The sequence below is a fragment of the Sphingomonas sp. ABOLG genome, from assembly GCF_003950435.1.
GTDB classification, from domain to species: domain Bacteria; phylum Pseudomonadota; class Alphaproteobacteria; order Sphingomonadales; family Sphingomonadaceae; genus Sphingomonas; species Sphingomonas panaciterrae.
Genome location: NZ_QQWW01000028.1, coordinates 1 through 19,631 on the forward strand (window position 1 = coordinate 1; position 19,631 = coordinate 19,631).

General features: G+C 62.3%; 17 protein-coding genes, 1 tRNA gene and 2 pseudogenes. 8 read left to right on the forward strand and 12 right to left on the reverse strand.

Features of this window, described 5'->3' with window-relative positions:
* Positions 1–494 (forward strand): annotated as a pseudogene (locus CA236_RS17970) (hypothetical protein); the annotation flags it as partial.
* Between the two features lie 100 nt (positions 495–594).
* Complete coding sequence (locus CA236_RS17975) at positions 595–1,239, forward strand: YceI family protein (RefSeq protein ID WP_125946646.1); 645 nt, start codon at positions 595–597, stop codon at positions 1,237–1,239.
* Between the two features lie 64 nt (positions 1,240–1,303).
* Here the strand turns inward: CA236_RS17975 and CA236_RS17980 are convergent, their stop codons facing one another.
* Positions 1,304–1,699 (reverse strand): BLUF domain-containing protein, encoded by a 396-nt coding sequence (locus CA236_RS17980; RefSeq protein ID WP_125946647.1) that lies wholly within the window; start codon positions 1,697–1,699, stop codon positions 1,304–1,306.
* Positions 1,700–2,010: 311 nt separating this feature from the next.
* Between CA236_RS17980 and leuA the strand changes: the two genes are divergently transcribed.
* Together leuA and CA236_RS17990 are read left to right on the forward strand one after the other, a co-directional pair.
* Positions 2,011–3,669, forward strand: coding sequence for a 2-isopropylmalate synthase (gene leuA / locus CA236_RS17985; protein ID WP_125946648.1), 1,659 nt, complete (start codon positions 2,011–2,013; stop codon positions 3,667–3,669).
* Between the two features lie 88 nt (positions 3,670–3,757).
* Positions 3,758–4,888 (forward strand): hypothetical protein, encoded by a 1,131-nt coding sequence (locus CA236_RS17990; RefSeq protein ID WP_125946649.1) that lies wholly within the window; start codon positions 3,758–3,760, stop codon positions 4,886–4,888.
* Positions 4,889–4,900: 12 nt separating this feature from the next.
* Here CA236_RS17990 and CA236_RS17995 read toward each other — a convergent pair whose 3' ends face one another.
* The 3 genes from CA236_RS17995 to folE are packed head-to-tail and all read right to left on the reverse strand — an operon-like array spanning position 4,901 to position 6,637.
* On the reverse strand, positions 4,901–5,260 hold the full coding sequence (locus CA236_RS17995) for a dihydroneopterin aldolase (protein ID WP_125946650.1): 360 nt from the start codon (positions 5,258–5,260) through the stop codon (positions 4,901–4,903).
* Entirely contained in the window at positions 5,253–6,011 is a 759-nt protein-coding gene (locus CA236_RS18000) for an SDR family oxidoreductase (RefSeq protein ID WP_125946651.1), read from the reverse strand. Before CA236_RS18000 ends, CA236_RS17995 begins: the two co-directional genes overlap by 8 nt.
* The gene (gene folE / locus CA236_RS18005; protein ID WP_125946652.1) at positions 6,008–6,637 is read right to left on the reverse strand and encodes a GTP cyclohydrolase I FolE; all 630 of its coding nucleotides are present in this window, start codon (positions 6,635–6,637) and stop codon (positions 6,008–6,010) included. The genes CA236_RS18000 and folE overlap by 4 nt, the downstream gene beginning before the upstream one ends.
* A gap of 220 nt (positions 6,638–6,857) precedes the next feature.
* Here folE and CA236_RS18010 point away from each other — a divergent pair, with 220 nt between their 5' ends.
* A complete protein-coding gene (locus tag CA236_RS18010; RefSeq protein WP_125946653.1) occupies positions 6,858–9,890 on the forward strand; it encodes a TonB-dependent receptor in 3,033 nt (1,010 codons plus the stop codon).
* A gap of 103 nt (positions 9,891–9,993) precedes the next feature.
* Here CA236_RS18010 and fghA read toward each other — a convergent pair whose 3' ends face one another.
* Positions 9,994–10,827, reverse strand: coding sequence for an S-formylglutathione hydrolase (fghA, locus tag CA236_RS18015; protein WP_125946654.1), 834 nt, complete (start codon positions 10,825–10,827; stop codon positions 9,994–9,996).
* 217 nt (positions 10,828–11,044) lie between these two features.
* Between fghA and CA236_RS18020 the strand changes: the two genes are divergently transcribed.
* The gene (locus CA236_RS18020; protein ID WP_046410374.1) at positions 11,045–11,326 is read left to right on the forward strand and encodes an SWIB/MDM2 domain-containing protein; all 282 of its coding nucleotides are present in this window, start codon (positions 11,045–11,047) and stop codon (positions 11,324–11,326) included.
* Between the two features lie 88 nt (positions 11,327–11,414).
* Here the strand turns inward: CA236_RS18020 and CA236_RS18025 are convergent.
* Positions 11,415–11,491: transfer RNA gene (locus CA236_RS18025), tRNA-Arg, on the reverse strand.
* Positions 11,492–12,159: 668 nt separating this feature from the next.
* Between CA236_RS18025 and CA236_RS18030 the strand changes: the two genes are divergently transcribed.
* Positions 12,160–13,245 (forward strand): hypothetical protein, encoded by a 1,086-nt coding sequence (locus CA236_RS18030; protein WP_164518992.1) that lies wholly within the window; start codon positions 12,160–12,162, stop codon positions 13,243–13,245.
* A gap of 426 nt (positions 13,246–13,671) precedes the next feature.
* Here CA236_RS18030 and CA236_RS18035 read toward each other — a convergent pair whose 3' ends face one another.
* Positions 13,672–14,337 carry a hypothetical protein gene (locus tag CA236_RS18035; RefSeq protein WP_241212745.1) on the reverse strand — a complete coding sequence of 222 codons (666 nt, stop codon included), beginning with the start codon at positions 14,335–14,337 and terminating at the stop codon, positions 13,672–13,674.
* Positions 14,338–14,390: 53 nt separating this feature from the next.
* A complete protein-coding gene (locus CA236_RS18040) occupies positions 14,391–14,969 on the reverse strand; it encodes a hypothetical protein (protein WP_125946656.1) in 579 nt (192 codons plus the stop codon).
* 648 nt (positions 14,970–15,617) lie between these two features.
* Between CA236_RS18040 and CA236_RS18045 the strand changes: the two genes are divergently transcribed.
* The gene (locus tag CA236_RS18045) at positions 15,618–16,406 is read left to right on the forward strand and encodes an HWE histidine kinase domain-containing protein (protein WP_164518993.1); all 789 of its coding nucleotides are present in this window, start codon (positions 15,618–15,620) and stop codon (positions 16,404–16,406) included.
* Here the strand turns inward: CA236_RS18045 and CA236_RS18050 are convergent.
* From CA236_RS18050 to CA236_RS18990, 4 genes and pseudogenes are all read right to left on the reverse strand, one after another.
* Positions 16,374–16,994 (reverse strand): response regulator, encoded by a 621-nt coding sequence (locus tag CA236_RS18050; RefSeq protein WP_125946658.1) that lies wholly within the window; start codon positions 16,992–16,994, stop codon positions 16,374–16,376. The two genes, CA236_RS18045 and CA236_RS18050, sit on opposite strands and share 33 nt — an antisense overlap.
* Positions 16,960–18,417: an ATP-binding protein gene (locus CA236_RS18055; RefSeq protein ID WP_125946659.1), complete on the reverse strand. Its 1,458-nt coding sequence runs from the start codon at positions 18,415–18,417 to the stop codon at positions 16,960–16,962. Before CA236_RS18055 ends, CA236_RS18050 begins: the two co-directional genes overlap by 35 nt.
* A 562-nt stretch (positions 18,418–18,979) precedes the next feature.
* The gene (locus CA236_RS18060) at positions 18,980–19,171 is read right to left on the reverse strand and encodes a hypothetical protein (RefSeq protein WP_125946660.1); all 192 of its coding nucleotides are present in this window, start codon (positions 19,169–19,171) and stop codon (positions 18,980–18,982) included.
* Between the two features lie 73 nt (positions 19,172–19,244).
* Positions 19,245–19,631 (reverse strand): annotated as a pseudogene (locus CA236_RS18990) (hypothetical protein); the annotation flags it as partial.

Here is a 19,631-nt window from a genome sequence, read left to right on the forward strand (position 1 = left end):
GTGCCGCGCCTTCGCCCCCGCCGCCCGTTCCGGTACCGCCGATCGAGCTTCCGGGCGTGATCAAGCTGTCGCGCGCCGATTACGCCTCCGCCGACATCGGCCGGATCGAGAGCGCACCGGCGCCAAGCAGCGGCGGCGCGGGCGAAGGCGCGGCACCGGGCGGCGGATCCGAAGGCGTCGCCGGCGGCGGCCCGAACGGCGAGACGCTCTACGCCGCCGAATGGGTGCGCGAGCCGACCAAGGCGGAGCTTTCGCCCTTCATGCCGGCGCGGCAGGAAAGCGGCTGGGGCATCATCGCCTGCCGCACGGTGGGCCGCAATCGCGTGGAGGATTGCCGCGAGATGGGCGAAACCCCGGGCTCCGGCATCGCGCGCGGGCTGCGGCGCGCGTCATGGCAGTTCCTGGTGCGCCCGCCGCGCGTCAATGGAAAGCCGATGGTCGGCGCCTGGGTGCGGATCAAGTTCGATATCGTAGTCGGGGTCGAAAATAAGTGATGCGCGAAAATAAGTGAAACGGGTCGTTTCGGACGCGGACCTTTTCCGCGCCCGAGCGTTCTGGCTTTCAAGGCTTGGGTCGTTTCCGGGAGGTTTTCACATGCGCATCGCACATGCATTCATTTTCTCTGCTCTTTTGACGGGCTCGGTGTACGCCGCGCAGCAGCAGTCGCCGGCGCCGACCATCCCGGGCCAGAAGAACATTTCGGCCGTCACCGGCGGCACCTACACCGCAGATGCCGGCCACACCCTGGTGCAGTGGACGGTCGATCACCTCGGCTTCTCGCCCTATTTCGGCCTGTTCGGCAACATCAACGGCACGCTGACGCTTGATCCGAAGAACCCGGCGGCGTCGAAGGTCGATGTCACCATCCCGATCGCCGAAGTGACCACCGCCAGCGCTGGCCTCACCAAGCACATGCTGAAGCCGGGTGAGGCGGGCAAGCCGGCCGACTTCTTCGGCGCGGCACCCGCCCCCGCGCGCTTCGTTTCCACCCGCGTCACGCCCACTGGCGAGAAGGCACGGATCGAGGGCAATCTGACGCTGAACGGCGTGACCCGCCCGGTGGTACTCGACGCCAGCTTCTACGGTGCGGGCAAGGCGCCGGCGCAGATGGGCGGCAAGGAGAATGTCGGCTTCACCGCGACCGGCGCGCTGCGCCGCAGCGAGTTCAACATCGGCTATGGTATTCCGATGGTCGGTGACGAGGTGAAGCTGAAGATCACCGCCGCCTTCCAGAAGTAAGCAAGCGTTTCGGGCGGCGTCGCGGCGGGGGCTCGCCCCGCCGACGCCGCCTTTTCATTGCCCGTCAGGCGGCCCGCCGCGCCGCGATCAGCCCCTCGAACGTGCCGCGTACGGTTGGCGAGGCGGCGGCCAGATGATGCCGCATCCGCACATCAAAGGCATCGGCAGTATCGTCCCGTCCGCGCCGCGCCATGTCCCAGCTGCCGAATTCACGCACGGCGATCGCGCGGTCGTGCAGCACCACGATGCCGCGGTGGCGCGGGTCGCGGCTGATCCGGTCGAACACCGCCTGAACTGCGCCACTCTCACCCTCCAAAACCTGCAGGAACCGGCGTTCGTCGGTCCACAACAGCCCTGTCACACCGTCGCGCCGATTGTTGCGCATGGAGGCGGAGAGGATGATGCCCACATCAACGGCCGCGTCGGGAGTGGCCGAACTGATATAAAGAAGCTGTCTCACACTGATCCCTTGTCTTTCCCGACAGCCCTCCTTCTATCCATCAAGGCATTACGAAAGCGTCAAAGTTCGCCGCCGCTCTGTCCTGCCAGCGGCTCGGCGCAGCCCGCACGCGTCGAGGATGAATTGATCAGCGGGTGGACAAGCCGGCCAAGATGCGGCAACCGGACGGCGATGATCCGTGATCTCGGCCTCCTTCTGCGACTTACGCGCCCTTAGGCGCGATCCACGCCGTGCGCCCTCGGGCCGCACGCGAAGCGCCTAAGGGCACCAGAAGAGCCGAAACTGCCCCTTCAAGCGAAGAGAGCCGATCCATGTTGCGCGATCCATCGACCAAATACCGCCCCTTCCCGACCATCGACATCCCCGACCGCACCTGGCCGTCGAATGTCATCACCCGCGCCCCGCGCTGGCTGTCGACCGATCTTCGCGACGGCAACCAGGCGCTGATCGATCCGATGGATGCGGAAAAGAAGACCCGCTTCTTCGACCTGCTGGTGAAGGTCGGCCTGAAGGAGATCGAGGTCGGCTTCCCCTCCGCCGGCGCGACAGAGTTCGATTTCATCTCCGGCCTGATCAGGCAGGATTGCATCCCCGAGGACGTGAAGATCCAGGTGCTGACCCAGTCGCGCCGCGACCTGATCGAGACGAGCTTCCAGAGCCTTGAGGGCGCGCATTCCGCGATCGTCCACCTCTACAACGCGGTCAGCCCCGCGTGGCGCCGCATCGTGTTCGGCATGAGCCGCGAGGAAGTGAAGGCGATCGCGATCGAGGGCGCGAAGGTGCTGCGCGACGAAGCGGCCAAGCAGCCCAACGTCGACTGGCATTTCGAATATAGCCCGGAAACCTTCTCCACCGCCGAGGTGGATTTCAGCATCGAGGTGTGCGCCGCGGTGATGGACGTGCTTCGGCCGACCGCTGAGCGCCCGATTATCCTCAACCTGCCGGCAACGGTCGAATGCGCGACGCCCAACGTCTATGCCGACCAGATCGAATATTTTGGCCGCCACATTCCGAACCGCGAGGCGGTGGTGATCAGCCTTCACACCCACAATGATCGCGGCACCGGCGTCGCCGCAGCGGAGCTTGGGCTGATGGCCGGCGCGGATCGCGTCGAGGGCTGCCTGCTCGGCAATGGCGAGCGTACCGGCAATTGCGATCTCGTGACCGTCGCGCTCAACATGTACACCCAGGGCGTCGATCCGAAGCTGGATCTCAGCGACATCGACGGGATCGTGAAGACGGTGGAATATGCCACCAACATTCCGGTCCACCCGCGCACGCCTTATGCCGGCGACCTCGTCTTCACCGCTTTCTCCGGCAGCCATCAGGACGCGATCAAGAAGGGCTTCTCCGCGCAGCAGGCGCGCAACGATGATTTCTGGGAAGTCCCCTATCTGCCGATCGACCCGGCCGATCTCGGCCGCAGCTACGAAGCGGTGATCCGCGTCAATTCGCAATCGGGCAAGGGCGGCGTCGCCTGGGTGATCGAACAGGACAAGGGGCTGAAGCTGCCCAAGCGGCTGCAGGCCGATTTCAGCCGCCACGTCCAGGCGTTGGCCGACGAGACGAGCCGCGAACTGAATGCCGCCGACATCTGGGGCGCGTTCGAGCGCACGTACCTGCCGGGCGACAAGGACCGCTTCGTGCTGCGTGATTATGATGAGACAGGCAGCGTCGGCGATCGCCGCTTCGTTGGCCGCGTTGCGATCGACGGCGAGGAACGCTCGCTCTCCGGTCGCGGCAACGGCCTCATCTCCGGCGTGATCGCCGCGCTGGCGGACACGACCGGGCCGGCGCTCGACGTGGTCGATTATACCGAGCACGCGATCGGCCATGGCGCGGGCGCGCAGGCAGCGGCCTATCTTGAATGCCGCACCGCCGACGGCCGCATCGTCTGGGGCGTGGGCATCGATACCGATGTCGCGACCGCCAGTGTTCGCGCCGTGCTGAGCGCCGCAAACCGCGCCTGATCAACAACTTTCCTCGATCCGCAATGATGACGGCGTGACTTGACCAGTCACGCAAAAGGATCATGCTGCGGATCGAAGGAGAGACGCCATGTTCACCTTGCTGCTGATGCTTCAGGCCGCAACGGCCGATATCGTGATCAAGGGGAAACGACTGGTTGAGGCGCAGGCGGATTGTGCCAGGGGCAATTGCACGCCCCTGCGTGACGCGACCGCGACCATCGCACTTGCCGAATCGCAGTTTCGCGACGGCGAATATCTGAAGGCGAAGCGGCTGCTTGCTGCGGCGGTTGCCCGCAACAAGGACAAGGCGGGGTCCGATCCCCGCCCGGTCGCCGCCTTGTACGAGGCTTATGCCACCGTCGCGATCCATGAGGGCGATCGCGACACCTATCGCTCGGCGGTGGCCGATCAGGTGCGGGTGCTGCGGGATCATCTTCCCGCCGACGACAATGCCGTCGTCTTATCCTCGATCACGCTGGGCGACATGTGGATGAAGCTGCGCGATTATCGCCGCGCGCAGAACGCCTATCGCGCCGCCGAGGCGGAGGCGCGCCGCCGCGGTGAGGATCGCGCTGCCGTGCTGGCGGGCTTGCGGCTCGCGGCGCTCGACATGGGCGTCGGCAAGAAGGCGGTCGCACTACGACGGATCAGCGCGCTTGAGGCGCTGCCGGTGGCGGCTGATCCCGAAGTGCGGAAACTGTTGACCGTGATGCGGGTGCGCGCCGAGGCGGTATACACCGATCGCGCCAAGACGGGCGACATAGCCGATCAGGTCGGCGGTGCGCCCGGCGACCGGCAGTTGCTGGTCTGGGAACCACCGTACAATTTGGTCGCCAGTTCGGATGCGAATTCCCTCTCACGCGCGCAGGGGTTCATCGATCCCATTCCGCGCACCGCCAGCGAACAGGACGCCGTGCAATGGGCCGACATCGGTTTCTGGGTGAAGGCCGACGGCCGCACCGCCGAGGCCGAAGTTCTCCAGGCCTCGCCCGGCAGCCGTTGGGCTGCGGCCATTGTGTCTCAGGTGGAAGGCCGCCGTTACTCCCCCATTCCCGCGACGAGCGTGCCGGAAGAAGGCACCTACCGGATCGAGCGGTTCACCCGCCGATCGGACTATACCACCCCGATCGGCAGCCTGGTGCGCCGACGCATGGCGACCAACGGCTTCGAGATCGTCGACCTCACCAACCCCGACGCAAAGCCGCGGCCCGCCAGTTGAATCGGACTCCGGCTAGCGGCCGACGCGGTCCCGCACCACCTCGCACCCGACGCGCGCATCCGGGTAGACGTCGAGCTTCATCGACCGCACCCGCACCCGCTGTACGCGCGCGTCGGCGAGGCACATGGCGGCGATCGCCTCCACCAGCGTTTCCTGCAACGCAAAGCCTGGTCCAGCCGCAAGCTCCTGAATTCCCGTGCGAACGAAGTCATAATCCATCACCTCGTCGATCGCGTCGGCGGACGGCGGATGCGGATAACGCACCGCCATCTCGACCGACAGACGCACCCGCTGCGGCTCAATTTCATGCGGGTGGATGCCGAGGCGCATGGCGACATCCAGCCGGTGGAGGATGATCGAATAATCAGCCACGCAGCGCCTCCTCGCGGGTCGCAAACATCACGTCCCTGTCACGCTTCAGGAAGCGCTGGCCGCTGTCGACATAGACGGTCTGTCCGGTGATGTTCGGCGCATCGAGCAACCACGCGACCGCTGCCGCCACCTGCTCCGCGCCCACTGGTCGCCGCAGCAGATTCTCGCGCGAAACCTGGTCGAACTCCGCCGCCGTCTGGTCACCGCTCGGGAGCGTCAAACCGGGTGCCACGGCATTGACCCGGATGCGCGGCGCCAGCGCCATCGACATCATCTCGGTCGCACCGGCGAGCGCATATTTGGTCAACGAGTAAGAGAAGAAATCCGGGTTGGGATTTGCGAGCTTCTGATCCAGCAAATTGACCACCGCACCTTCTGCCAGGCCCGGCTGCGCCGCCAGCGCCGCTGACAGCATGGCAGGCGCCGTGCAGTTGATCGCGTACAGCTCCGCCGCGAGGCGCGGATCGATCGCCCCCGCGCGATCCTCCTCGAACCGTGACGCACTGTTCACGAGCGCATGGATCGGACCACCTGCCGCGGCTACCGCGCGGTTGAAGAGCGCATGTATCTCATCCGTGCGTGCCAGATCACCACTCACCACGACGCCATCGATCTCCGCCGCGAGCTTCACGGCGTCCTGCTCGGACGAGCCATAGTGGATGACGACGCGCCACCCCGCATCGGCACAGGCGCGGCAGATCGCGGCCCCCAGCCGCCGTGCTCCGCCCGTGACGAGAACAGTGCGGCTCACGTGCGCCCCTGCATGCCCATCAGCGCCAGCACCTCCTTGCGACTGCGTTCATCGTCGCGGAACACGCCCATCATCCGGCTGGTCACCATCGACACGCCCGGCGTTCGCACGCCGCGCGCGGTCATGCACGCGTGGCTCGCCTCGATGACGACCGCGACGCCTTGAGGCTTCAGGCCGTTCCAGATGCAGTCGGCAACTTCAGCAGTGAGACGCTCCTGCACCTGCAGGCGCCGGGCATAAGCGTGAAGGACCCGCGCAAGCTTCGAGATACCAACGACATGGTTGCGCGGCAGGTAGGCGATGTGCGCGCGGCCGAGGATGGGCGCCATGTGATGCTCGCAATGCGACTGGAACGGGATATCCTTCAGAAGGACGATCTCATCATAGCCACCCACTTCCTCGAAAATCCGAGAGAGGTGATGCGCGGGATCCTCGGCATAGCCGGCGCAATATTCCCGCCAGGCGCGTGCGACGCGCTTCGGCGTGTCGACCAGCCCCTCTCGGGAAGGATCGTCCCCGGCCCATTCGATCAGCGTGCGTATTGCACTTGCGACATGCTCTGGCACGGCGATCTTGCCGTCTTCGCCAATAATATCACCATCTTCCGGTGAACCTTTAACGCTCATCAAAGACAAACCCTTGTGCAATGCAATGTGAGCCATGCTGCAACGAAGCAAAAGTTCACATCAGCTACTGTTTCATTTCAGACACAAACGCCATCAGACAAGCAAATAAGAGCCGCAAATCCGTTTGACGTAAGAATTGTTATGGCGCTACCTTCCTCCCTGCAAATTGCACACCGCAGATCGGCAAAAAAGCCGGCGGCGGATCCAGGAGAGGATGTCAATGCGCAAGATCGATCTGCTTTCTGCCTCAGCCGTCGCGTTGCTTGCGATGCTTCCTTCTACCGCCTTCGGGCAGACAACGTCCGCCGACCCTGCACCGGCCCAGCCCGCGCCTGCCCAGCAGGCACCCGGCTCGACGGGCTTCTCCCCCGCGGCCCAGGAAGCCGGCTGGGGATCGGATATCGTCGTCACGGCGCAACGCCAAGCACAGACGTTGCAGGACGTGCCGATCGCGGTGTCCGCCTTCTCGGCCGAGACGCTGCAGGCACAGCAGATCGACAACGCTTCCGATCTCCAGTTGACCCTGCCCAACGTGACCTTCTCCAAGGGCAATTTCACCGGCTCCAGCTTCACGATCCGCGGCATCGGCGATCTGTGCGTCGGCATTTCGTGCGATGCGGCGACGGCCGTCCATATCAATGGCACGCCGCTGTTCGCGACCCGCATCTTCGAAACGGAATATTTCGATCTCGAGCGGGTCGAGGTGCTTCGCGGTCCCCAGGGCACGCTGTTCGGCCGCAGCGCGACGTCTGGCGTGGTCAACTTCATCACGGCCAAGCCGCGGACCGACAAATTCTCGGCCAGCGGCGACGCCGAATATGGCAATTACGATTCGATCCGGCTGAAGGGCATGATCAACGTGCCGCTGGGTGACACGGCGGCCGTTCGCCTCGCCGGCTTCTACCTGAAGCGCGACGGCTATACCGAGAATATCTACAACGACACGCGCATCGACGGGCGTGACATGTACGCGATCCGCGGTTCGTTCCGCTGGGAGCCTTCGGTCGACACCACGCTGGACCTGATGGGTTATTACTTCCGCGAAAAGGATGATCGCCTGCGCATTCAGAAGCAGCAGTGCCAGCGCGATCCGACCGGTACGCTGGGCTGCCTCAACGGGCGCCTCGACTTTCAGCGCAGCAACACCAACGCCAGCTTCACCGGAACGCTGGGCTCGCGTGAGTTCCTGGGGATCACGTTCGGCGCGTTCCGTGCCGCCGGCATCGACGCCTCGCTGCTCGGCCTGAACAGCCTGTACGGCCCGGATGCCTATGCCGGCTACCTCGACTCACCCGACGTCCGGAAGGTCGCCTCGGCGGTCAACCCGACCTACTTCACCGACGAATTGCAAATCCAGGGTCGCCTCGAGCATAATTTCGGGCCGATCCGCGCGCAATTGACCGGTTTCTACCATGAGACCAGCGTCGACTCGAGCCAGGACTATACGCTGGGCGTCGGCAACTCGCAGGGCATTATCCCGGGCCTCACTGCGCTGTCTGCTTTTGCTGCCAGCCCAACGCTCGCGCCCTATTTCCGCCCGATCGCCAATGCGCTGATCCCCAATGGCGTCGGCTCCTCCCTCTGCACCTCCGAAGCGGTGGCGAACGGGCTGGGCTCCTATGGCGGGTTCAAGCGCTGCGCCGATACGCCGCTTGCGTTCGACCGGTCGACGCAGAAGACGAAGGCATGGTCGGCGGAAGCGATCATCTCCAGCGACTTCGACGGGATGTTCAACTTCCTGCTGGGCGGTATCTACGTCCAGAACAAGCTCACCAATGGCGATTATTACGTTAATGCCTTCCCCATTGATTATGTCGCCGGCGTTCTCGGATCGCTACAGAGTCTCGCGCAAGCCGGCGCTGGCGTGCCGCCGTCCTTCTCGGCGACGCCATTCTTCCTGAACGCGACGCCCGAGTTCAAGCTGAAGTCCTACGGCATCTTTGGTGAAACCTATTTCGACTTCACCGACCAGCTGAAGCTGACGCTTGGCCTGCGCTACAACAACGACAACAAGTCGCTCCGGGCGCGCAGCACGCTCGCGAGCTTCCTGACGCCGTACACGCAGACGGGCAGCGCGTTCGACTCGCCCTATTACGGCACCTATGACGCGGATCCGGTTACCCCCGGGATCCAGCCGTTCCAGCGGCGCAATCGCACGTTCGACGAGTTCACCGGCCGCGCCGTGCTGGATTACCAGTTCACGCCCAACAACCTGGTCTATGCCTCCTATTCGCGAGGCTATAAGTCCGGCGGCTTCAATCCGGCGGTTCAGGTCCCTGGCCTGACCATCCCCGACGCGTTCGAACCGGAAATCGTGAACGCCTTCGAAATCGGCTCGAAGAATACCTTCGGCAATGGCCAGCTGACACTGAACGTCACCGGTTTCTACTATCAGTACAAGAACCTGCAGCTGAGCCGCATCGTTGCCCGCTCGTCGATCAACGACAATATCGATGCCAACATCTGGGGCGTCGAGGCGGAAGCGATTATCAGGCCGGCGCGTGACTGGGCGATCAACCTGGGCGCGAGCTACCTGAAGACCAGCGTCCAGGAGGAAGGGCTGTTCATCAACCAGCGCGATCCGTCGGGCGGCGATCGCAACTCGGTGATCATCAAGGACATCGGCGGCGCGTTCAACTGCGTCGTGCGCGGTCCGACCGCGGCCGCTGCCGAAGCCTTTGTCTCCGCCGCGAACAACGTGATCAACACGACTGCCGGGCTCACCGCCGCCAACGGCCTGCGGGGTCCGTCGCCCTACCCGGTCGATGCCAATGTTGGCGCGCCCAGCGGTGCGTTCAGCCTCTGCAACACGCTGCAGACGCTGGCAGGCCCGACCAGCCCGCTCAACCCGGGCAATCTGATCCAGGTGGTCGACGGCGTGGGCGTCAGCATCAAGGGCAATTCGCTGCCGCAGGCGCCGATCGCGAAGTTCTCCGCTGGCATCCAGAAAACGTTCGAATTCTCGAACGGCATGAACCTCGTCCCGCGCTTCGACCTGACCTACACCGGGGAAAGCTACGGCAACATCTTCAACGGCCGCGTCAACCGGATCCAGGGCTATGAACAGGCAAATGCCCAGATCCAGCTGAACGGCATGGATGACCGCTGGTATGTTCGCGGCTTCATCCAGAACATCTTCGACAACAATGCCACGACCGGCCTGTACCTGACCGATCAGTCGTCGGGCCTGTTCACCAACATCTTCACCCTGGAACCGCGCCGCTACGGCATCGGTGCGGGTTTCCGCTTCTGATCGAAAGAGGGGCCGGCTTCTGCGCGGCCCCTCATCATCCACATGAAGATCACCAGACGGCGGGTCGGCGACGGCCCGCCGTCTTCCTTCTGACCAAACCCCGTCAGCGCAGCCGCTCTGCCGCCCAGGCGATATGGTCGGCCATGAAGGTAGCGATGAAGTAGTAACTGTGGTCGTAGCCCCGCTGCATCCTCAGCGTCAGCGGGATGCCCGCGGCCTCGCACGCCTGCTGGAGCAACTCGGGCTTCAACTGCTCGCGAAGAAAGGCGTCAGCATCGCCCTGATCAACCAGCAGCGCGTCGAGGCGAGCGCCGTCGGCAATCAGGGCGCAGGCATCATACGGCATCCATGCCGCGCGATCGGAGCCCAGATAGCCGCCGAGCGCCTTCTCTCCCCACGGGCAGTTCAGCGGCGAGACGATCGGCGCAAAGGCGGAGACGCTGCGGAAGCGGCCGGGATTTCGCAGCGCGATGGTGAGCGCGCCGTGCCCGCCCATCGAGTGGCCCGTGATCCCCTGCCGCGACATGTCCGCGACCGCGAATTCACGCGCGATCAACGCCGGCAGTTCATCCTCGACATAACTGCGCATCCGGAAGTTCGCCGACCACGGATCCCGCGTCGCATCGACATAGAAGCCGGCCCCCTGGCCAAAGTCCCAGGCATCGTCATCGGGCACGTCGTCGCCCCGCGGGCTGGTGTCCGGCGCGACGAAGATGATGCCGTGTTCGGCGCAGGCCCGGCGATACTCGCCCTTGTCGGTGACATTGGCATGCGTGCACGTCAGCCCCGACAGATACCAGAGCACCGGTAACCGCGCGCCTTCCTCATGAGGCGGGACATAGACGGAGAATGTCATGTCCGTACCGGTCGTCGCGGAGCGGTGGCGATACACGCCCTGGACGCCGCCATAGGCCTTGTTCTGGCTGATCGTTTCCATCTTGCCTCTCGTCATTGTTCGCCGCGAACTAGCCGCTCCGCCGCGATACGGCCACTGCTGGGCTATCCCATTGAGCTAACACTAGGGCGCCATGTTCACACAGCCTTCACACAAGGGCGTGACAAGCGCGCGCGGGCAGCGCAAGAAGGCTGTCACGCCTGCGCAACGGCGTGATTCCGCTAGATGCCGGCTGACCGGCGCAACAGGAAGGAATTCAATGGCTACGAAGACCAAGACTGAGGAGGGCAAGCCCAAGACCGGCGGCATTCATGCGCCTGTCCAGCCCTCGCCCGAACTCGGCGCAATCGTCGGCACCGACAAGCTGCCGCGCAGCGAGGTGATCAGCAAGGTGTGGGAATATATCAAGTCCAACAACCTGCAGAATCCCGAGAACAAGCGCGAGATCCTGGCCGACGAGAAGCTCCAGAAGGTCTTCGGCAAGGACAAGGTCACGATGTTCGAGATGAACAAGTACATCTCGGCCCACGTAAAGGCCTGATCGGGCGGATGAGCGGGCGTCGCATAGGGGCGGCGTCCGCTCTCCCCCACACTCGGTTCCTCACGTGAGGATATAGCCGGCGCGGCATTGGTGCCCCCGGCGAGATTCGAACTCACGACCTGCGGTTTAGGAAACCGTCGCTCTATCCTGCTGAGCTACGGGGGCAATGGCGGATTCCCTAGGTTTCCGGCCTTTCCCGGTCAATCCCGAACACGCGAAACACGCGGCAAGCCACGGTTTAGGATGGCACAACGGGGGGCACATTCTGTTCCCGCTATGATCGCGCCGTCTCTTTACGCGCGGCGTGTCCTGCACCTTCGGTATCATCAAGCACCCGAGGTCGAGTTCCAGGCAAGTGGCACAAAAAGGGCACAGCGTTTGATGCGTGCTGGTCGAAGCTCGGGCGCTCGATTTCGGCCGATTGATCGACCCAGCGTCGCTGAGGCGTTCTACGCCTCAGCAGGGCGGAAGCGACGATACTATTCACGGCTTGGCCCAATATTCTTAGGTGTACGCGGGAGAGAGGTAACATCGGTACCCCCACGGTTTTCCGCCATTTTTGAGGTAACGTCTGGGGTAATATAGCGGTTACCTGATTACCTCCTTTTTCAAGTAACTCTAAAAATAGCAAACCCTCGCGAAAACAATGGGATAACCGTCCGCGCCCGGACGGGTAACCGCAATGTTACCTCTTCCGGGTAATTATTAAATCCCGATCTTTCAAAACCTAAGAAGAAGTTTTCAGCCCACATTACCGAGGTAGCCGCTTTCCCGCCCGTGTCCCATATTCTACGCTTGGCTGCCGGCGACTGAGGCCGCCTGAACAGGGGGGCGTGTTGTTCCAAGAACGAACGGTCATTGTGGTCGGAGCCGGCGCGAGTTGTGAGCTCAATTTACCGGCCGGCGACCAGCTAATGACGAAAATAATGCAAGCTCTAGCGCCGAACCGGAACGCCCATGGGTTCGGCAACGAACCCATCCTCCAAGCGCTGGTCGCACAAATGACGCGCGATCATGGGCACGGTTGGGCTGCACTGATGGCGCGATATCGCGAAGCCGCGAAGAAGATCGTCACTGCACTACCGTACGCCCGATCTATCGACACCTATCTCAATTCGCAGCAGGACGATGATCACACCGTGCTCCTCGGCAAGCTCGCCATCACACAGGCGATCCTAGAAGCCGAGCGCCACAGCTATCTTCGCAGGAGCAACGTTGACCAGGCCGGCGCGATCGACAGTAAGGGACTGACCGCGAGTTGGTACATTCCCCTTGCCAGAATCCTGACATCCGGGCACCGCGCCGACGATATCGATAAGCTGTTCGACAACGTCTCTTTCATCGTCTTCAACTACGATCGATGCCTTGAACTATTCCTTTACCGGATGGTCGTGGAGTATTTCGCGGTAGATCAAGCCTCGGCACAGCAGGCGATAGGCCGAGCTACGATAGTTCACGCATACGGATCGGTGGGCGACTTATTCAAGCGAAATGGCGAAAATTCAACGGTACCGTTCGGAGGAGGCGACGGGGTAGATCTTGAGCAGGTAGCGCTAGGAATAAAAACCTACACAGAGTCTGCCGATGAAGGCACGACCGCCGCGATCCGGACCTTGGTCAGGGAAGCCGAGACGCTTGTCTTTCTGGGTTTCGGGTTCTTAGCGCAGAACATGGACCTGTTGGATCCTGGGGAGGGATCTGGTGCACGTCGGATCTTTGCAACTGCCTACAATATTTCGAACCAAGACGCCGCTGCGATCGAGCATAAGATGGTTCAAAAGTTCGGCGAGGTTGAGAGGGTGTTGAGACTGCAGGATCTGCACCAAGGCAAGCGGCGAAAGCACTTCGATCTCACATTCGAGAGCGGAACCTGCCGCAACCTGATGGACAACAACATCTTCTCGCTAGCCGATCAGTAGCGCGCCGCCTCAGAGCCTTCGCGGGCGCATCAATCCGTAGGCGCGCCGGACGGCGCAAACCGCGCCTGTCGCCCCTTCTGGCGCATGAGGAGTGCCGATTGCACCAAAGGCCACCCAAAAAGCCTGCGGCGAGGCGGGGGGAATAGCGCGGCTCTTGGGTCTACAGGGGTGCGACCGCCACCCCGGTAGGTGGGAGCTCGACGACTGCAACGCGCCCAATAACGGTCGTTTGCTCCGGTCCCTGCCGATCTCTAAACCGGCGGTTCTTTAAGGTAGCGCAACCACGGCTGCTAATGAATGGCAACCGGTCCGGCGTCCCGAAAGTACCCACGCCCAGCGAAGTGATTTTCGCTCCGATCATGCAGCCGCCGTCCCCGGAAAACAAAGGGCTAAGCGTGCATAGGAGCTGCATTAGCTCTCTCGAGCTTACCTCGAAACGCTACTGGTTGAGCCTGTTGTCGGAACGCGGGAGGCGCTTGGGTCTACCGAGGGCATAGGAGTGTTTCGCAGCATCCTTTGCGCTTCCGCCCGTATGGCGGACTGAACAATTGGGTTGGTCAAGTCGATCGGCCCGGCATTCGGATTGTTCGGGATCGAGCGGCTGGTCGCAACCAGGGATGCGCTTGGTGCGGCAGACCCGTCGGGCATCTTGTAGCGACCGGGCGCGGCGCCGGGGCAGGCCTGTCCTGTCGCAGCGAAGAAGGCGTCCGCGCTCTTCACGTCCTGGCACATACGAGCGATCGCGACATTGTCGAAGCCCATGGCATGCCAGGCCGCCGCATCGGACCGACGCTGACAGCCTTCGTCACTTCTGCCGATGTTCAGATTGAACGCAATTGGCCCACCTGCGGCGCCACCGCCAGTTCCAATGAGGCAGGGATTCGCGCCACCGAAGTAGCTGCCTTGCGCACTCGGCGTTGTCCACGTGTGCCCGTCATAGACAACCTCTTGGCGGACCGGCACCTGCGTTTGAGGCCCGGTAATGGCCATCACGTTCACTGTGCTGTTGGTCTGCGCCTCCATCTGCTGCGCCAGTGCGGGCACCGGTACAACGACGGCTAAGGCGATTACCGCTCGCGCGTAGGCTTTCATGGTCGATCTCCCTTGAAAGATCCGGGGCGGCGAGCGCCGCCCCGGAAAAGCGGTCAGTTGTCGATGTCCCAGCCAAGTGAGCCGAAGCCGAACCCGACCGCGCCCACCGCGCCGGCAGCTGTCCAGTCGAGCTGGCTAGCTGCGAACTCGTCCGTATAATTCGCGTCGAACGCCGAGGTCAGCTTGAAGTCGGCGCTGCTTTGCCCGAAGTTTACAACCTGCATGTCGAGTGCGGCATTGCCGCCGGTGAGGCCGCCATAAAGCGCACCGTTGAAACTGGTGCTGGTGATGCTGCCATTGTTCAGCCCGTCGACGTTAGCGTTGATCGACGTTCCAGCAGTTCCGACGCCGCCCACGACAGCGAAGCTCGAGCCGCCCGGCACCGAGTTGATATCCATCGAGCCGCCGAAGCCGCTGCCTGAGGCGGCAGACATGTCGCGATCCATATCAATGCTGATCGACTGAGAGTTGGTGCCACTCACGGAAGTGGTATCGATCGCGCCGTTGGTGAAGCCACCCAGGCCTGCGCCGACGCCGACACCGCCAGTGACGGTACCCGACGATTGCGCAAGCGCCGGTGCCGCCGCGGCAAGTGCCAGGGCTGAAACTGCTCCACAGATTGCTTTCTTCATCGCTCGTCTCCTGTTTCCGCCCTTCCGGGCGAAGGGTTCGCGCGAAGGAAACTCCATCGCACGGCCGTTCTCGCTGCAGGGTTGGCCATCCCGCACCGGCGGATGAAGTGAGGCTCGTCGACGAAAGACTATCGGCGAGTTCGGGCAGGCATCCGCGACCTGCCTGCGAAGGGGGACAGCGCCATCCGCGACGCGGCAGCAGCCGTCGCAGATGGACACCGTCTGAGGGCAGAGCCGATCCTGGTGCCCGCCGTGACCTGATCCTCGAGTAACCGGTTACGGTGGCTTTCCGGGGAGATGATCGCGCCCAATCCTCAGAGACCCGCTCGACGGCCACTCGGGGACAGAGAGGCTTTAATAGTCGAGCAGCGGAAGCACGATTGTCCGATCGCCTGCCATTCGTCCAAATAAAGCAACTGGTTACGACTTGCATCGCCACCGCACCTCCTGAGCAGATCTCTACCCTGGAGGCGGCTGGTCTAAAACTCCGAACGATTACCGAAGGACTGTACTTGTGTTCCGAAAAACCACGTAATGGCCGCTGCGCTGTAGGCAGTGATAATGTGGGACGTACTTTGCTGCACAGCTTCATTCATTCGGAGGCGAATCGTGTCACTTCCTAGGGATCATGGGTCGATAATTATCGATATGAGAGACTTGCCATCGGAGTGTGCTGTAATTGCGAATGACAGCAATCTACTATGGCCTCTTGGCGCGGAGCGCAGTGACAATCGAACGACGAGTCAAGCAGATATTCGGATTCAGGTCCTTATCGGTCATAGCAAGCACGCTACTCTGCTCATACCTACGAACGACAGTGCTACGACCGACCTTCTACTGCTGCATGAGGCGCAACATCGGGCTCGTAATTTAGTCGCTCTAGTAGTCTCTCTAGCCCATCAATCACTCGCCCCCCTCGCCCGACAGCCCGCGGTGTCCAACTTCATCGACCGCCTGCAAAGCCTCGACCTGGTGGCACGTACCGGTTGTGAGATTGACGGCGACATGTGCAACTTAGGCGTCGTGCTGAAGAAAGTGACCTCGCGATTGGACAATCCCTCCCGACCGCAGATCACGCTGCAGGGTGCGGAGATCGAGCTTGCTGCGCGCTGGGCGCATTTGGTGGCAATCGTGACCCATGAATTGGCCGCCAATGCCGTTCGCCACGGTGCTCTCAGTTTCACGACGGGGCATGTCGATCTGCGATGGTCGATCGTCCGCAATGCGAAAAATAGGGACGTGCTGCAGATCAGCTGGCGTGAGCGCGGCGGACCAGCACCTCCGCGCACGATACGCAGCGGCTTCGGCATGAGGATATTACGGGATCTGCCTAGCGTAAACCGTCGGTTGAACAGCGTTCTTCGCCTGGAACCGATGGGATTGAGCTACGACTTCTCGCTTGAGCTATGCGCTTCCGACATTCGAATGGCGCTCTGACCCGAGCCCCGCCTCGAGACCGATTTTCACGAGATGAGCGGTGCTGCGCGCACCGGTCTTCTCCAGCAATTTGGTCCGATATGTCTCAACGGTGCGGGGGCTGATCCCCAGGTGCCGCGCTGCTTCTTTGCTAGTAGCGCCGCCAATTACCAGTTCCAGAACTTGCCGCTCACGAGGCGAAAGGCGGTCGGCCAAGCTGTCGTTAACCGATGCGCGGTTCAAGGATTGCCGCGCCAGCGCGACGGCGTCGATGATCACATCCGGATCGAACGGCTTTTCCAGGAAGTTTGTCGCGCCCGCCTGCATTGCGGCCACCGCGATCGGTATGTCGGCATGTCCCGCGATCAAAATGACCGGGTCTTGCCTGCCGTTGCTGCGCATCGACTGCAACAACTCGATCCCCGACGTACCCGGCATTACGACATCGCAGATGACTATACCCGGTGCCAGATGATGGACCAGGTCAAGGAACAGATCGGCGTTGCCGAACGACCGCGCCGGAATGCCGCCCGCGGCCATCAGCAGCGCCAAAGAGCGGCATACCTCGGGTTCGTCATCGATTATGTAGACCGGAAGCTCGATCGACATCCTCCGCCTCCCTGCTGTTCGATAAAGGTAGGCTGAACGCAAAGCGCGCGCCCCCCAGCACCGGATCCGTATCGCACCAGATCTTTTCTGCATGCGCTTCCACGATCGTGCGACATATCGCCAATCCGATACCGATCCCCTGTTCCTTGGAGGAGCGGAACGGCTCGAATACAGTCGTTCGCAAGCTCGACGGGATGCCAGGTCCATTGTCGCTGACCGCACAAAACAGTGTTTCACCGTCTTCCCAGACACGCACCGCGATCCGACGCACCGGCTGGCTCCTGACAGCATCTACAGCATTGATCATCAGATTGAGGATGACCTGCTGAAGTTGGACGACGTCGACGCAGATTGTTCGGTTCACGGGAGCCACCTCGACTGTCAGTTCGGCATTGACCTCCTTCACCGCTAGCAATCCAAGCCGAACAGCGTCGCCGACTACCTCTGCAGCGTCTACGTCTATCCGATCGAACGCGCGACGGCGGACAAACTCCCGCAATCGCTTCAACACTTGCCCTGCCCGGAAGACCTGATCCAAGGTGTCATCCAGTACCTGTCGAACGGCCGATATGTCGGGATCGGCAGCGGTGAGCAGGGCGCGAGCGACACCGGAATAGTTCGCAACCGATGCAAGCGGCTGGTTCAGTTCATGCGCGATAGATGAACCCAACTGACCTAGTGCCGTCGCCCGCGCGATTTGATACAATTCGCGTTGCGTGCTCGCCAATTGCTCGTGCGCTTCGGTGACTTCCGTTTCATCACCGATGTGAATTGTCTGGAAGCGACGACCCGCCAAAGTCATGCGGGTCGCGGTGACCCGCAGATGCCGGTCGCGACCGCCGATGCCGATCGTTAGTCGTCGGCGGCTCGACCTAAGACCCTCGCCGATCAACGCTGCGATCCCCCTCCCTATCAACGCAGAGGATGGCTGCTCGAACAAACGGCCGGCGGCCTCATTCGCGGCAACGACTTGATCGTTCTCGTCGATGATGAGCGTGATCGCCGGCGATCCGACGAACATTCCCTGCAGCACGCGCTCGCGCCTCCGAGCGATGGCAGCAAACCTTCTCTCGCGCGCGCTGTATCGCAGCAACGCTCCACCAAACAGCGCTATGCACACGCAGAACACTGCCGCTCCGGCGGCGTTGTGGATGGTGACCAGCGGATCAGCGGCTGGTGCCAGAACGATAGTCAGTCCCAATCCTGTCAAAGATGCCGTCAAAGAGGCGAGCGCACCGTAATGGATCGCCGTAGCGAGGGCAGCGGCCACGCAAAACATGAACGGTAGGTCTACACCGATGTAATGCCGAGCAGCTTTTGCTGTTGCCACTGCAGCGATCCCTGCGAGTGATGCAATGACGATCCCGGAGCCTCTGCGAGGCCGCGCTTGCTCATCATCGATCATCGCCCAGAATCGATGCATCTCTGCTCCTCTGTTGAAGCAGACTGCGCTCTTATCGTTGCGTGTCAAGTAAGGTCCGGAATGGGCCTAAACGACTAGATCTTTGCCAGGGGAACCTTTCCCCTGAAGCGCTAGATGCGGCGGAGGCACCTCCGACGCATGGCAGCGTGACGTGCGATTTCTAAGGCTGCGCTGCAATCTGCTCAGCAGATTAGGCTCGCTCGAAACCCACGCGAGTCCACTTTAGACTCGCAGCGTATGAAAGACAAACGGCTGAGTATCGCCAGCTGGTAGGTGTTTGTAGGATTAATTGACGGTTCGCTCGGTATTGGTCTTCCTCCAAGGAGCCACCGTCGTCGGCTGTCCGGCGCACCAGTTTATGTTAACCGTCCGAAGCTGAGTTCGAAATCTACTCGACAAGCGCGCCTGGTGTTTCGTCCACTGGTTGATTCTAGTGGCCGCTTCCGGGATGATGAACGGCTGGCATTGGGACGACAGCCGTCCTTTGATCCAAGCGGCCGGCTATCGGCCCACTTGCAGACGCAACATCTTCCCCGCACCGCCCCATTCTAGCGGCGCAGCGCTAGACCGAACGATCAGTCGGCCCCACATCGGCCTGAACCGGCACGCCGCTGCCACCATCGATGGCCGCATAGCGGAATGTCGGAGGCTCGGGGCTATCCGCCAGTATCTCCAGCCGCTTCAGGCTTTCGCCGATCACCGCGGCCCCATGCACGCGAGCGCGCAACTGCTCGTCGTGCCGGTGATCGGTCAAGCCAGCATGCTATTCGGCCAAGTGCGGATCGCTGCCTGGATACGGTTGACCAGCTCGTCGTGATTAACCAGCCTCACTTCGCTACCCTGAACTTCGCCCACCGCGGATCCACGCCGCCCAGCTGATATGTCGGCACGCCGAAGAAGCGGCCCAGCGTGTCGTGCGCCTCGTCGTCCAGATTCGTCGGCACGCCATCGCACACGAAACGATGAAGGTAGCGCGGGCGCTGACCGATGATGCGAGACAGGTCGGTAAGCGTAACGCGGTACTGCGCGGCAAGCGCAGGAAGCCGCTCGCACGGGTCCTTGATCTTCAAGCCATCCTCGATTCGGTGTAAGCGTCCGGGCATCGCCGTCGGGAATGAGGGTGGCTGGCCGAGAACGGTACCAAGGTCAGACAGCGGCTTATTGCGCATGCACATGGGTGAGGTAACGTGGTCGAATGACCAGGCTTCTAGAGT

Coding starts and splice junctions, on each gene's coding strand:
- CA236_RS18040 (WP_125946656.1), bottom strand. CDS start 14,969: ATGAAGAAAGCAATCTGTGGAGCAGTTTCAGCCCTGGCACTTGCCGCG.
- folE (WP_125946652.1), bottom strand. CDS start 6,637: ATGAGCGTTAAAGGTTCACCGGAAGATGGTGATATTATTGGCGAAGAC.
- CA236_RS18010 (WP_125946653.1), top strand. CDS start 6,858: ATGCGCAAGATCGATCTGCTTTCTGCCTCAGCCGTCGCGTTGCTTGCG.
- fghA (WP_125946654.1), bottom strand. CDS start 10,827: ATGGAAACGATCAGCCAGAACAAGGCCTATGGCGGCGTCCAGGGCGTG.
- CA236_RS18045 (WP_164518993.1), top strand. CDS start 15,618: ATGAGAGACTTGCCATCGGAGTGTGCTGTAATTGCGAATGACAGCAAT.
- CA236_RS17990 (WP_125946649.1), top strand. CDS start 3,758: ATGTTCACCTTGCTGCTGATGCTTCAGGCCGCAACGGCCGATATCGTG.
- CA236_RS18035 (WP_241212745.1), bottom strand. CDS start 14,337: ATGAAAGCCTACGCGCGAGCGGTAATCGCCTTAGCCGTCGTTGTACCG.
- CA236_RS17975 (WP_125946646.1), top strand. CDS start 595: ATGCGCATCGCACATGCATTCATTTTCTCTGCTCTTTTGACGGGCTCG.
- CA236_RS18050 (WP_125946658.1), bottom strand. CDS start 16,994: ATGTCGATCGAGCTTCCGGTCTACATAATCGATGACGAACCCGAGGTA.
- leuA (WP_125946648.1), top strand. CDS start 2,011: ATGTTGCGCGATCCATCGACCAAATACCGCCCCTTCCCGACCATCGAC.
- CA236_RS18020 (WP_046410374.1), top strand. CDS start 11,045: ATGGCTACGAAGACCAAGACTGAGGAGGGCAAGCCCAAGACCGGCGGC.
- CA236_RS18055 (WP_125946659.1), bottom strand. CDS start 18,417: ATGCATCGATTCTGGGCGATGATCGATGATGAGCAAGCGCGGCCTCGC.